This window comes from Synechocystis sp. IPPAS B-1465 (genome assembly GCF_003015225.1).
Classification (GTDB): domain Bacteria; phylum Cyanobacteriota; class Cyanobacteriia; order Cyanobacteriales; family Microcystaceae; genus Synechocystis.
In genome coordinates this window covers 1,515,384-1,527,277 of record NZ_CP028094.1, presented here as the reverse complement: position 1 = coordinate 1,527,277, position 11,894 = coordinate 1,515,384, and the positions used below count along the sequence as shown (strand labels likewise).

At 46.7% G+C, this 11,894-nt stretch carries 14 protein-coding genes; 8 read left to right on the top strand and 6 right to left on the bottom strand.

Going from position 1 to position 11,894, the window contains the following annotated elements:
- The first annotated feature begins 38 nt into the window (after positions 1 to 38).
- Positions 39 to 1,289, top strand: a complete 1,251-nt coding sequence (locus tag C7I86_RS07180; RefSeq protein WP_010872586.1) for a zinc ribbon domain-containing protein — start codon at positions 39 to 41, stop codon at positions 1,287 to 1,289.
- Here the strand turns inward: C7I86_RS07180 and C7I86_RS07175 are convergent.
- From C7I86_RS07175 to C7I86_RS07165, 3 genes are all read right to left on the bottom strand, one after another.
- Positions 1,286 to 2,236 carry a DUF6861 domain-containing protein gene (locus tag C7I86_RS07175; protein WP_010872585.1) on the bottom strand — a complete coding sequence of 317 codons (951 nt, stop codon included), beginning with the start codon at positions 2,234 to 2,236 and terminating at the stop codon, positions 1,286 to 1,288. The two genes, C7I86_RS07180 and C7I86_RS07175, sit on opposite strands and share 4 nt — an antisense overlap.
- Before the next feature lie 41 nt (positions 2,237 to 2,277).
- Positions 2,278 to 3,255 (bottom strand): zinc ribbon domain-containing protein, encoded by a 978-nt coding sequence (locus C7I86_RS07170; protein ID WP_010872584.1) that lies wholly within the window; start codon positions 3,253 to 3,255, stop codon positions 2,278 to 2,280.
- Between the two features lie 118 nt (positions 3,256 to 3,373).
- Positions 3,374 to 3,892, bottom strand: a complete 519-nt coding sequence (locus tag C7I86_RS07165) for a hypothetical protein (RefSeq protein WP_010872583.1) — start codon at positions 3,890 to 3,892, stop codon at positions 3,374 to 3,376.
- Between the two features lie 583 nt (positions 3,893 to 4,475).
- On the opposite strand from C7I86_RS07165, the gene C7I86_RS07160 reads away from it, so the two are divergent.
- Positions 4,476 to 4,664 carry an NblA/ycf18 family protein gene (locus C7I86_RS07160; RefSeq protein WP_010872582.1) on the top strand — a complete coding sequence of 63 codons (189 nt, stop codon included), beginning with the start codon at positions 4,476 to 4,478 and terminating at the stop codon, positions 4,662 to 4,664.
- Between the two features lie 86 nt (positions 4,665 to 4,750).
- Positions 4,751 to 4,933 (top strand): NblA/ycf18 family protein, encoded by a 183-nt coding sequence (locus C7I86_RS07155; RefSeq protein ID WP_010872581.1) that lies wholly within the window; start codon positions 4,751 to 4,753, stop codon positions 4,931 to 4,933.
- Between the two features lie 216 nt (positions 4,934 to 5,149).
- Here the strand turns inward: C7I86_RS07155 and C7I86_RS07150 are convergent, their stop codons facing one another.
- Both C7I86_RS07150 and C7I86_RS07145 read right to left on the bottom strand, forming a co-directional pair.
- Positions 5,150 to 5,470 (bottom strand): DUF2605 domain-containing protein, encoded by a 321-nt coding sequence (locus C7I86_RS07150; protein ID WP_010872580.1) that lies wholly within the window; start codon positions 5,468 to 5,470, stop codon positions 5,150 to 5,152.
- Between the two features lie 90 nt (positions 5,471 to 5,560).
- On the bottom strand, positions 5,561 to 6,160 hold the full coding sequence (locus C7I86_RS07145) for a hypothetical protein (RefSeq protein WP_010872579.1): 600 nt from the start codon (positions 6,158 to 6,160) through the stop codon (positions 5,561 to 5,563).
- A gap of 73 nt (positions 6,161 to 6,233) precedes the next feature.
- Between C7I86_RS07145 and galE the strand changes: the two genes are divergently transcribed.
- The gene (galE, locus tag C7I86_RS07140) at positions 6,234 to 7,250 is read left to right on the top strand and encodes a UDP-glucose 4-epimerase GalE (RefSeq protein WP_010872578.1); all 1,017 of its coding nucleotides are present in this window, start codon (positions 6,234 to 6,236) and stop codon (positions 7,248 to 7,250) included.
- A 109-nt stretch (positions 7,251 to 7,359) separates the two neighbouring features.
- Positions 7,360 to 8,451 carry a redox-regulated ATPase YchF gene (gene ychF / locus C7I86_RS07135; protein ID WP_010872577.1) on the top strand — a complete coding sequence of 364 codons (1,092 nt, stop codon included), beginning with the start codon at positions 7,360 to 7,362 and terminating at the stop codon, positions 8,449 to 8,451.
- A 55-nt stretch (positions 8,452 to 8,506) separates the two neighbouring features.
- On the opposite strand, the gene ylqF is transcribed toward ychF, so the two are convergent.
- Complete coding sequence (gene ylqF, locus C7I86_RS07130; protein ID WP_010872576.1) at positions 8,507 to 9,346, bottom strand: ribosome biogenesis GTPase YlqF; 840 nt, start codon at positions 9,344 to 9,346, stop codon at positions 8,507 to 8,509.
- 509 nt (positions 9,347 to 9,855) lie between these two features.
- Here ylqF and C7I86_RS07125 point away from each other — a divergent pair.
- From C7I86_RS07125 to fldA, 3 genes are all read left to right on the top strand, one after another.
- A complete protein-coding gene (locus C7I86_RS07125; protein ID WP_010872575.1) occupies positions 9,856 to 10,884 on the top strand; it encodes a chlorophyll a/b binding light-harvesting protein in 1,029 nt (342 codons plus the stop codon).
- Positions 10,885 to 11,050: 166 nt separating this feature from the next.
- On the top strand, positions 11,051 to 11,230 hold the full coding sequence (locus C7I86_RS18735; RefSeq protein ID WP_143705308.1) for a hypothetical protein: 180 nt from the start codon (positions 11,051 to 11,053) through the stop codon (positions 11,228 to 11,230).
- Between the two features lie 58 nt (positions 11,231 to 11,288).
- Positions 11,289 to 11,801 (top strand): flavodoxin FldA, encoded by a 513-nt coding sequence (gene fldA / locus C7I86_RS07120; RefSeq protein ID WP_010872574.1) that lies wholly within the window; start codon positions 11,289 to 11,291, stop codon positions 11,799 to 11,801.
- Positions 11,802 to 11,894 lie beyond the last annotated feature (93 nt).

The window sequence follows — 11,894 nt, the reverse complement described above, 5'->3', positions numbered from 1 at the left end:
TTTTACGGATTTAACCTATTTATTGGGAGCTATAAATTATGATTGATTTTATTAAAAAAAAAGAATCATTACTTATACCAAGAAAATCTATAAATCTTTTAATATCACATTTTCGTCTACCTTTAAGTATCCTTGGCAAGGTATTTGTAGAGACTGAAGAAAATATAAATCAAGACGACACAAGTGTTGATCAGTGGATCAATTCTTCATCCCCATTAGATCAAGAAATCATCAACTGGATTTCTTTTCTTGCCAATCCATTGTTATTAGCTGATATTCGCATTTATTACCATCAGATAAGTCAACTGCGGACTTGGGCATTGACAGGAAAAATTGAGGATGATGCCCCTTGGTTATTTATTGCCCCAGTCAATGACGGCCAAGATTACAAAATTCAACCCGTTGAGGGGCGTGATGTTCTCGTTAACTCACTCTTCGCTTATATTGAGCCTGGATCACCCATATGGGAGACGGATGTTTCGTTTCAGTGTACTCTCACTGAGTTTTCTGTATTGGTTGCTTTAGTTGATATATATAGTCGTATTCAGTACGCTTCATTGATCCTGCATCAACCAGTTCCCTTGTCAATTTCAATTGAGGATTTACTGCAGGCTTATGACAACGTAACAGAGTATGAAGATCAGCGCTATTTATTTTGGTCAATTATTCATTTCCTTCCTCAAGAACTACAAACAATTGACCAAAGCACTTTTTTAAATACAATCAAAAGATTGACTCAACGTCAATTAATTGAAAGTGATGGCGACAAAATAGCTTGGACAGAAAGTGGGCTATTTCTCATTTCATCTTTACATCGACGTCTTTGTATACTGGCCATCGATCTTCTTGGGTATAATGAAACAAATCTACTTGGTAGGCAAGGGGCTTTGTTAATTCGTGCCGAAAACTCATTATGGTTTTTTGATATTGATCCTTCTCCCAATGGTTTAGTCTCTGTAGTCAGTATTAGCCTTGATAAAGCCTATGAGCTTTTAGATGAGATTTTTACTCCTGTAGGAAAACCACAAATAGATTCTTATTCTCAATCATTAGGAACACAGACTACATCTTCATCTCTCGAGCCTTTGCCTGGAGCCTCAACCCCCAACTATTGCCAAGCTTGTCATCAATCTTTACAGGAAGGAGATAAATTCTGTACCCATTGCGGTACGTCCGTTGCGGTAATGGAACCGCCAAAACCCCAAATCTGTCCCCAATGTGGCCATACTCCTACCGCCGGAGCGAAGTTCTGTGGCAATTGTGGCTTTGTTTTGGGGGTCAAATCCTAATCTTCCCCGGAGATGAATTGCTGCAATTGCGGTAAAACTGCTTTAACGGTTGCTAACATACGATGGGGGACTAAAATGTTGCCGTCAAAACTAGCTGTGATGCTACCCCGGGGGGCGAAGGTTTCGATACGCAACCAGGTCAGAGCACCTTCATCTAGGGTAATCCCTTCAAGGCGATCGCCAATGGTATCAGCTCGAAAATATTGACGGTTATAATAAATTTCCCCTGGAGCTAGCACCACCCAAACAGGCAAATCGGTTCGATACAATTCCCGGTTGGTAGATTGGTTCAAACCAGTGGCTATGGGAACCAATATTTTGCCAAAAATGTATCCGGCCATGGCACCGATCGCCGCCCCTGGCACGGCCCCCACAAAGCCTTCCACAGAACCAAGGACAGTACCGAGCAAAGTTCCCACCCCAGCAAAAAAGGGGACTGCACAGCCGGCCATTTCTTGCATATCCTCGGCGGATTCACTGAATTGAGCCTGTCGAAGCTGTTGCCATTCATCGGGGCTATAACGCCAAAGGATCAATGGCCGCTCACTAAGGATAAATTCCCTCGCCTGGGATACATTGCCCCAAAGCTGTCCAAGAAAAATTAGCAATGTGAATAAAAATAGCAGAAAAACCAGTAGGGCCGCATAGGGCCAATCGTTGGCATCAATGGCCATGCCGAAGATAAAAAGTCCCAGGGGCAGAACCGTCAGCAATCCAAGCACAGGAATTGCGCCCCAAAAAGGATGATTGGTCAAACTGGGTAAATCTTGCCCATTGCCAGAGAAGACCATTTGCTCTGGGGCTGGGGCTTGCACTGTTTGAGCCTGAAAAAGATCCATCGATGGCAAGGATGAATTAAACCGAGTACCGCAAAAGGAACAATAGCGATTTGCGGCATCATTTTCTTGTCCGCAAACGGGACAGATTGGTGACATATTTTTGGGCATGCTCTCTCTCCTTACTTTCGGCTCCTAACCCTAAGCTTCCCCTAGGGAATACTTTGAGTCACCTCCCCGGTTTGGCGATCGACGTTATACCAACCAAACGTAGCTGTATGACCCGGTTCTCCAGGGTTATTAACAGATTCATAAGCCCGAATTAGGTATTGTTGCGGGGTGGTTTCCACAATTTCTAGAAGAGTCTGATTCTGTGGGGCTTCCTGTTGAACTCTCTGCATCCAATCCGCAATCTCCGGCCAAGCAATCAAAAGCTCTAAGGCTTGCCGTTCCGTTAAAACATTTTCATCTATGTTAAGGGAATTATCCCTTGAGTTAGATGGACTATCCAAATCATCAATTCCTTTTACCCTCTGCCCCACTCCCACTTGTAGTTCACTGTTGGGGGGAAGAACAGTAACAATAATCTGGTCTTTATTCTGATTTAGTTCCACTGTTATCGGGATAGTTACACCGTCTTCAACTACACTGCCCTCTAGTTTTCGGCCATTGAGTGTAGGGAATTCCACGCGATCGCCTTCAGCCTCAACAACAATGACATTTCCTTCCAAGCTCATGGTAAAAATAGCTTCCCCGCCTTCCCCCGGCGCCCCTTCCATGACCATCCAGACGCCAACAAAATCTTCTAAACTTACGGCATTGGCATCAACGGGAGCCACCGTCGGAGTAGGGGAAGTAACAACGGGGGAACTGGTATTGGTGGGCAAAATTTTTACTAGCCATTGATTCCATTGGGGCAGATTGAACGCTCCCAACCACCAAAGTCCCCCTAATACAACGACAGAACTAAATAACAGGAAAAAAGGAATCCAAGGAGTTACCCCTCTTTTATGGGATGGAACTTCATCGACATTAAAGGTGGGAGGGGGAGGAGGCAATGGGGACAATGGTGGTCCAGAAAAGGAAGGTGGCTCCGACGTCAAGGCAACGGGACATCCACAGGATTCACAGAAACGAACCTGGGGGCTAAGGCGGTTGCCACAATTAGTACAAAAAACGGGAGTAGTCATAGGTGAAAACCCCGACTATAGAATTAGAAAAATTTAACTTTTTATCCGAATTTTATTCGTCCATGTTCCCCAAATAACTATCAAAATAATTGGAAAAATTAAATTATTTGGTCGTTGGTCACCGCTCCCTAAAGACCTGGCCATTGTAAAGACAGCGAATGTGAATTTGCGGTTTGGTTTGCATATTCCAAATGCAATTTTCTTCCGCTTGTTGGAACGTATAACCTTGGGCGTCGGCGCCAGACACTAATTCCCCATCAAAATATAGTTCATACCCAGGAGAGTTACTAGGAGGGCGATCACCGAAGACCTGGCCATTGTAGAGACAGCGGATATGCATTTGCGGTTTAGTTTGCATATTCCAAGTACAATTTTCTTTCGCTTGTTGGGATGTATAACCCTGGGCGTCGGGGCCAGACACTAATTCCCCATCAAAATATAATTGATAGCCCTGAGCACCAGAAGAATCTGGGGAAGAACCGCAGGTAAGATCAAGTTTGCGGCAATTTCCCGCCTGATCGCATTCCCACTGGGGACAAATCTCCTGATCTTCATCAAAGGGAGAAGACCAAACAACATTGGGCACGAGAGTTAGTAAGGCAGTGGCAATTAATAGAGGCTTATGGTTGATTCGCATTGTTTTGCTCCTGAAATTTTCGGCAAATACAAATACTTCGCTCTTCTAGCCCTATTAACCATTTTAACGACAAATTGATGGGGCAACGATTAACAAATAATGAATAAATTTTATGTTTTTCAAGATGAAAATTTGAAAATTTGATTTCCTTATATTTCTACTATAGAAGACTAATACAATTAGATCTAAAATTTGCAAGTATAAAAATCAGCAAATAGTTATATTGTTAATAATTCAATGACCCAATAACTCGTACTGTTATCTACGTGGTGAAAGCCAAAAAGACGAACAGTTTAGCCTCCTCCTCCTCGGCGATCGCCAAGCGAAATGTCATGGGAGATGTTCAGATTGAGCATTTTTTTCTAAAAGCCCTTGCTAAAACAAACCACATGTGCAGGGTGTCCCCGATGTTGACTAAATTCAGCGGACTTAAAACCTATTTTTTCCCTGGGTTGCTAGGTTTGCCCCCCGTTTTGGGCAAGCTTGTATAAGCAGATACTGTTAATTGGGTCAACTTTTTGTTACATTTATTTACAATTGATTGTTTACAATTGAAAGGTAGTCGCCTTGGAGGGCAACAGCTATGAAACCTGAATCCTTCGATCTCACCATTGAACAAATGTTTGAGTTCCGTCGCATGCAGGATGCCACCGCCAACATCAGCCAGGAGCAAGCCCTGGAACTTTTGGTCCAAGCCTCTCGACTGTTGATGATTAAATCCAACGTCATCCGGGACTTAATGCGCCAGGCTCCCCTGGAGCCCCTAGGTTAAGCACAGGCAGGCAAAAAAATTAGCTTGCTGTCTTAGCCATTAGTTACAATTTTTGACCGCCCCATTTTTTCAGGAGTGCGATCGCCATGATCAACAACGAAGCCTTTAACCTATCCTTAGAGCAGAAATTTCAACTGCAGTGTTTGCAACAGGAATATCAAGAACTAGACCGGGAGCAGACCGTTAACTATTTACTAGAAACCATGCAACAAATCATGGTGCGGGATAACCTGATCCGGGATTTGATGAAAAATTCACTCCTCCCCTAGCACAACTCTAGGTTTAGGCATCAAGCAAGGCTCTAACGGAAACCTTCGACAAAATTAAACGATCTGACCACCTTGCTTGACCGGCCAGAGAGCATCTTAATCATTGACGATGACTGTCAACAATTATCGAAAATCAACAACCCCTACTCCTCACAGTTGATTGTATGTTGTTACCCACTGTCATTCGTTTTTATTGCTTTCCTCTCTCTTTCCTTTCTAGCGGGCAGCCTGCATCTGGCGATGGCGCTGGGCTACCTGCCAACATTCCGTCACCAAATTGTGCCAGGGGACCAGGACACTAAACTCAACCCCCACCTGTTCCCCGGTGGCTTGGAACATTAATTTAGTACACTTTACTTCATCCCGTGCCTGTCGTACCCGGTCCAGTAACTCTTGTTGTTGCTCTGGGGTGAAAAAGACTAAACGCTGGCTTTCTAGTAGCTGGCAGGAGCGGCTAAACCAGTGCTCAAAATCTCCCAACAGGGGCTCTAAGATAGTTTTGAGCAGTTCTTTTTCGTCTGGTTGGGGATTGATCATGGTAGTGAAACTAGTCTTAGTCAAATGTTAAATAAAGTTTTCTGAGAATATTCTTTACATTTGTTTATATTTTAACCGGAATTGTTCAGATTATGCCAGGGGAGGGCTACTCCAAAGCAATAGGACGATCGCCAACTGACTGCCCCAAAGTAAGAAGGTAAATAGGAGTAGTAATAAATACATCCAGGGTTGGGAAAGGGGGCGCACATCCTGGGTGTCAATGCCCGTATGGTCGCTCACCAGTTGAGTTAGCCGATTAAAGCCCGCCACCCGCATGGGTAGCAGATAGGCCCTATCTTTCGACTCTGTGAGGAAATAGTAAACCAAGCCCCCCTGGCCTGTGGTGCGACATTTCAATGCGGTGACATCTGCCCAAGATAATTGCCAACCGGACCGAAAAAATTTGGGTACCCAGCGGGGATAACGCACCGCAATTCCCTCTCCATTCAGCACCACCTGTTCCGCCAAGGCAGCTACTAAAGCAACTAAGCCTCCCATCAGTCCAACGGTTAACAATAGGGTAAGTAATGCATTTCCTTGGGTGAGTTGGGCCAAAATGGGCAGGGGAACTGTCAGAGCTAGGTAGAGATTGACCAGGGTGATTTTAATCAGGGGAGAAAGGGGAAATACGTCCCGGCGGTCATTAACAAGGGCATTAGAGGGGGATGGTTGGGAAAAAGTAGATGGCATAAAAAGCTAAGGTCAAGCAAGGTTAAGAATGGTATGCTCTAGGCGAGGCAACAGCTTGGGTTAATAGTCGACAATGGCCACGCAACAAACAATTTTGGTCACCGGAGGGGCGGGTTACATCGGCTCCCATGGGGTGCTTGCCCTACAACAGGCGGGCTTTGACGTCCTTATCTACGATAACCTCAGCTACGGTCACAAGGAACTAGTGCAACCCCTGGGGGTGGAATTGGTAGTCGGCCATACTGGCGATCGCCAAAAACTAGACCAACTTTTTGCCACTAGGAATATTGCTGCTGTCATGCATTTTGCCGCCTTCATCGCCGTGGGAGAATCGGTGCAAAAGCCGGACATTTATTACCAAAACAACGTAGTGGGTACTCTCACCCTCCTGGAAGCCATGCTAGCGGCGGGCATTAAGAAATTTGTCTTTTCCTCCACCTGTGCGGTCTATGGCATGCCGAAGGAAATTCCCATGACGGAAAGCCATCCCATTGATCCCCTCAGTCCCTATGCCGCCAGCAAACGCATGGTGGAACAAATTTTGGCTGACTTTGACCAAGCTTACGGCTTCAAATCAGTTATTTTTCGCTACTTTAATGCTTCCGGCGCAGACCCCCAAGGACGCTTAGGAGAAGACCATAACCCCGAAACCCATCTAATTCCCCTGGCCCTGTTGACAGCTTTGAAACAACGTCCCCAACTTTCCGTTTTTGGTACTGATTATGACACCCTCGACGGCACCGCCTTACGGGATTACATCCATGTCTGTGACCTGGCGATCGCCCATGTATTAGGCTTGCAATACCTGCTAGAAGGAGGGGAAAGCAATATCTTTAACCTCGGTAATGGCAACGGCTTTTCCGTGCGTCAAGTAATTGAAGTTGCCAAAGCGGTGACGGGATTAGATATTCCCTATCAGCTATGTCCCCGCCGTCCCGGTGATGCCCCCATCCTGGTCGGTAGTAGTGCTAAAGCGCGGGAAATCCTTGGCTGGAATCCCCAGTACCCTGACTTACATACCATCATTGACCATGCCTGGCAGTGGCACCAAAGGCGCCATGGAGATTACAAAAAAAGCAATAAAATTTGAAGAGTTTGAAAACCGCAGGATAAAGCCAGTGTGATGTGGTGCCCACCTGATTTTGGTACGATGGGAGACTGTTTTGCCCCCCTAATCATCCTCAAAATAGTTAGACATTATGCTTAGAGCTGGAATTGTTGGTCTGCCCAATGTGGGAAAATCTACCCTCTTTAACGCCCTGGTGGCCAATGCCAAGGCTGAAGCGGCCAACTTTCCCTTCTGCACCATTGAACCCAATGTGGGGGTGGTGTCTGTGCCGGACGATCGCCTAGGGAAATTGGCGGAGATTTCCCAATCGGTCAAGGTAGTGCCCACCCGGATGGAATTTGTCGATATTGCCGGTTTGGTGGCAGGGGCCAGCAAAGGGGAAGGCCTGGGAAACCAATTCTTGGCCAATATCCGGGAAGTGGATGCCATTGTCCATGTGGTGCGCTGTTTTGATGACGATGACATTATCCATGTGTCAGGTTCTGTCGACCCGGTGCGGGATGTGGAAGTAATTGATTTGGAGTTGGTGCTGGCGGATTTAGCCCAGGTGGAAAAACGTTTAGAACGCAGTCGCAAGCAAGCCCGGGGCAATAAGGATTTGTTGGAAGAAGTGGCCATTTTGGAAAGATTGGTCGCCGCCCTCAATGAGGGTATTCCAGCCCGACGGGTAGGATTAACAGCCGAAGAACAGGAATTAATCAAGTCCCTGGGTTTACTGACCCTTAAACCGATTATCTATGCCACCAATGTCACAGAGGATGATTTGGCCGGGGGCAATGATTGGGTGGAACAGGTCAAGGCGATCGCCGCTAAGGATGAAGCCAAAGTGGTGGTGATTTCGGCCCAGGTGGAATCGGAACTGGTTGAATTACCGGAGGAGGAGCGGCAGGACTTTTTGGCTAGCTTAGGCGTGACGGAAGGGGGATTGAAATCCCTTATTCGAGCTACCTATGAATTACTGGGGCTACGCACTTACCTGACCACGGGCCCCCAGGAAACCCGAGCCTGGACCATCATCAGCGGCATGAAAGCTCCCCAAGCGGCCGGGGTAATTCACACCGATTTTGAACGGGGTTTTATCCGAGCGGAAACCGTGGCCTATGAAGATTTAATTAGCTGTGGCAGTATGCAGGGAGCCAAGGAAAAGGGATTAGTCCGCAGTGAAGGCAAAGAATATGTGGTACAGGAGGGGGATGTGCTGCTCTTCCGCTTCAACGTTTAAAGTAGTGAAGGTTATCCGAGGAAAACATTAATCCTATCCCTAGGCCGATTCTGGTCTAAACCTCTGGGGGCAATTCCAATGGCAGGGGGCCCAGTAGTCCTTTGCGGAAATCGTTCAGCAATTGTACTGCGGCCCTTTCCCGATCGCCGTTATGACGGGCATCAGCTAGGGCGATTAAATATAAATCCCCATTCATAGCTTCCGGCGGCACTTGGTAACGTTGCGTCAACGCCTCCCCCAGGGATAAATCTAGCAACAGATCCACCATGGCGATCGCCACCGCCTGATTTTCGTAGGCCGCCTCACCAATATCTTCACAAATGGCCAGCTTGAGGGCATTGGCCTGATTTTCCAGCTTGAGGGGAATGACCCCAGGGGAATCAAGCAATTCCAAACTGTCGGAAATGCGAATCCACCGTAACTGTCTGGTCACCCCCGCCCGTCGGGCACTCTCTACCACCTTACGCCCTAAAAGTCGGTTAATTAATGCAGATTTACCTACGTTAGGGAAGCCCATCACCACTGCTCGCACTGGCCGTGGTTGCATACCCCGTCGTTGCCTTCTTTCATTAACCGCCTTACCAGCTTGCTGGGCCGCTTTACTAATGGCCTTAACCCCGGTGCCCTGCTTGGCATTGGCGTAATACACCGTTTGATTTTGCTGGCGGAACCACGTTAACCACTGCTCTTGCAACTCCGGCGTGATCATGTCCACCCGGTTGAGAATGATTAATTTGGGCTTTTCTCCCACCCAGAGGGGCACATCGGGATGCTGGGACGCTAGTGGAATGCGGGCATCAATTACTTCCAGCACCACGTCAACTTTGTTTAACTGCTCCCGGAGTTGTCTTTCCGCTTTGGCAATGTGCCCGGGATACCATTGGATTAAAGCCATGAGTTGTTCACTTTTTTACTGACGAGGGCTTCCGGAGGCCACGCTCCCACCCATAACAGCTTGCCACATCCCCGTCGGAAGTTACGTTACCCTTGGGCGATCGCCAAAAATCAGCATATATACACCAATTCTAAATAAGATCTTTTACACCGCTACTGCAATCAACCTCATCAACAAAATTCCCCTCTAGCATCCCTGGAGGCAAATCCTCACCTGGCCATGGGTTCAACCCTGCTTAACATTTCTTAATAATTTTAGTTGCTATAAATTCTCATTTATGCCCCTATAATAATTCGGGAGTAAGTGCTAAAGATTCTCAACTGCTCCATCAGTGGTTTGAGCTTAGTCCTAGGGAAAGATTGGCGATCGCCGTTGTGGTTAAGCCAGAATAGGTCTCGGGTGGACAGAGAACGCTTTATTCTTTGCCTCCATGGCGGCATCCCACCTAGGTTTCTCGGCACTTATTGCCATAATTTATTATTTGTCGTCTCAATTAAGGAGGCAATTCTGTGCAAACCTATGGCAACGACACCGTTCAGTACGAATGGTGGGCCGGCAATGCCCGTTTCGCTGATCAGTCTGGGCTTTTTATTGCGGCCCATGTGGCCCAGGCGGCTTTAACAGCATTTTGGGCCGGAGCCTTTACCCTGTTTGAAATTTCCCGATTTGATCCCACCCAGGCCATGGGAGACCAGGGATTAATTCTACTGCCCCATTTGGCTACCCTCGGTTGGGGTGTGGGCGATGGCGGACAAATTGTGGATACCTATCCCTACTTTGTCATTGGTAGTATTCACCTGATTGCTTCAGCGGTACTGGGGGCTGGGGCTTTGTTTCATACCCTGCGGGCCCCCGCTGACCTCAGTACCCTTAAGGGCCAGGGCAAAAAATTCCATTTCACGTGGGAAAACCCCCAGCAACTAGGGATAATTTTGGGTCATCATCTCCTGTTCCTGGGGGCCGGAGCTCTACTGTTGGCAGGCAAAGCCATGTATTGGGGGGGATTGTACGACGCCACCACCCAAACGGTGCGCCTAGTCAGTCAGCCAACATTAGATCCTTTGGTTATTTATGGTTATCAAACCCATTTTGCCAGCATCAGTAGCCTAGAAGATCTGGTGGGGGGACATATTTTTGTCGGTTTTCTGCTCATCGGTGGAGGCATTTGGCACATTCTGGTGCCCCCTCTGGGTTGGGCTAAAAAAGTTCTGCTCTTTTCCGGGGAAGCCATTTTGTCCTATTCCCTGGGGGGCATTGCCCTAGCTGGATTTGTGGCGGCCTATTTCTGTGCAGTCAACACCCTGGCCTATCCGCCAGAATTTTACGGCCCGCCTTTGGCAATTAAATTGGGCATTTTTCCCTATTTTGCCGATACGGTGGAACTGCCCATGCATGCCCACACCAGCCGGGCTTGGTTAGCCAACGCTCACTTCTTCCTGGCCTTTTTCTTCCTCCAAGGCCACCTCTGGCACGCACTGCGGGCTTTGGGTTTTGACTTCAAACGGGTCGAACAAGCGTTTGATTCCTTGCAAACCTAGTCATTAGCCATCAGCTTTTCCTCTCTTAAGCAAGCATCGGGGTTTACTTTGCCTAGCTCTGCCAGCCTGAAATTAAGACTCCATTGCTAAGTAACGGTAAACCTCTTTTCTTTTTATTACCTTGCCTAAGTTAATGAATTTTCACTCTCCCATTGCCTAAAAAATTATGGATCATCCTCACACTTGTTTGTGCTGTTGCCATTGTCTTTTGCGGCATTTACACCAAGGAAATTTAGTTTGGTATTGCTGTCAGTGTCGCCAGATGCAGGCGATCGCCAACGATGGCATCAGTCCCCTTTCCTTCAACACTTCGGAACTACTAAACCAAGCCCTACTTAACGGTTAAGGGTTTCCCAAAATTATTTCCACGAAAACAAATTAAGCTTAGTAACTTTCCAGTAATCATGACAAAAATTGGACTTTTTTACGGTACTCAAACCGGCAACACTGAAACCATTGCTGAACTGATTCAAAAAGAAATGGGCGGCGATAGTGTGGTCGATATGATGGATATATCCCAGGCTGATGTTGATGATTTTAGGCAATATAGTTGCCTGATTATCGGTTGTCCCACCTGGAATGTGGGGGAACTCCAGAGTGATTGGGAAGGCTTTTATGACCAATTAGACGAAATTGATTTTAATGGCAAAAAAGTAGCCTATTTTGGTGCTGGCGATCAGGTTGGTTATGCAGATAATTTTCAAGACGCCATGGGCATTTTAGAAGAAAAAATCAGTGGATTAGGCGGTAAAACAGTGGGGTTTTGGCCCACCGCTGGCTATGATTTTGACGAATCAAAAGCGGTGAAAAATGGGAAATTTGTTGGTTTAGCTTTGGACGAAGATAATCAGCCAGAGTTAACAGAATTAAGAGTAAAGACATGGGTAAGTGAAATTAAACCAATTTTGCAATCCTAGGTAACCTAAGCTTTTGCCGGCTGATCACTACCAAGATCCCAATAGTTCATTGACACTGGCAATAATTAATGTTGCTTGAACTTATCTTGAAAA

Bases quoted from the DNA above. Each gene is read 5' to 3' on its own strand.
- C7I86_RS07170 (WP_010872584.1), bottom strand. From the start codon at position 3,255: ATGACTACTCCCGTTTTTTGTACTAATTGTGGCAACCGCCTTAGCCCC.
- C7I86_RS07145 (WP_010872579.1), bottom strand. From the start codon at position 6,160: ATGCCATCTACTTTTTCCCAACCATCCCCCTCTAATGCCCTTGTTAAT.
- ychF (WP_010872577.1), top strand. From the start codon at position 7,360: ATGCTTAGAGCTGGAATTGTTGGTCTGCCCAATGTGGGAAAATCTACC.
- ylqF (WP_010872576.1), bottom strand. From the start codon at position 9,346: ATGGCTTTAATCCAATGGTATCCCGGGCACATTGCCAAAGCGGAAAGA.
- C7I86_RS07180 (WP_010872586.1), top strand. From the start codon at position 39: ATGATTGATTTTATTAAAAAAAAAGAATCATTACTTATACCAAGAAAA.
- fldA (WP_010872574.1), top strand. From the start codon at position 11,289: ATGACAAAAATTGGACTTTTTTACGGTACTCAAACCGGCAACACTGAA.
- C7I86_RS07175 (WP_010872585.1), bottom strand. From the start codon at position 2,236: ATGCCCAAAAATATGTCACCAATCTGTCCCGTTTGCGGACAAGAAAAT.
- C7I86_RS07165 (WP_010872583.1), bottom strand. From the start codon at position 3,892: ATGCGAATCAACCATAAGCCTCTATTAATTGCCACTGCCTTACTAACT.
- galE (WP_010872578.1), top strand. From the start codon at position 6,234: ATGGCCACGCAACAAACAATTTTGGTCACCGGAGGGGCGGGTTACATC.
- C7I86_RS07160 (WP_010872582.1), top strand. From the start codon at position 4,476: ATGAAACCTGAATCCTTCGATCTCACCATTGAACAAATGTTTGAGTTC.
- C7I86_RS07150 (WP_010872580.1), bottom strand. From the start codon at position 5,470: ATGATCAATCCCCAACCAGACGAAAAAGAACTGCTCAAAACTATCTTA.
- C7I86_RS18735 (WP_143705308.1), top strand. From the start codon at position 11,051: ATGGATCATCCTCACACTTGTTTGTGCTGTTGCCATTGTCTTTTGCGG.
- C7I86_RS07155 (WP_010872581.1), top strand. From the start codon at position 4,751: ATGATCAACAACGAAGCCTTTAACCTATCCTTAGAGCAGAAATTTCAA.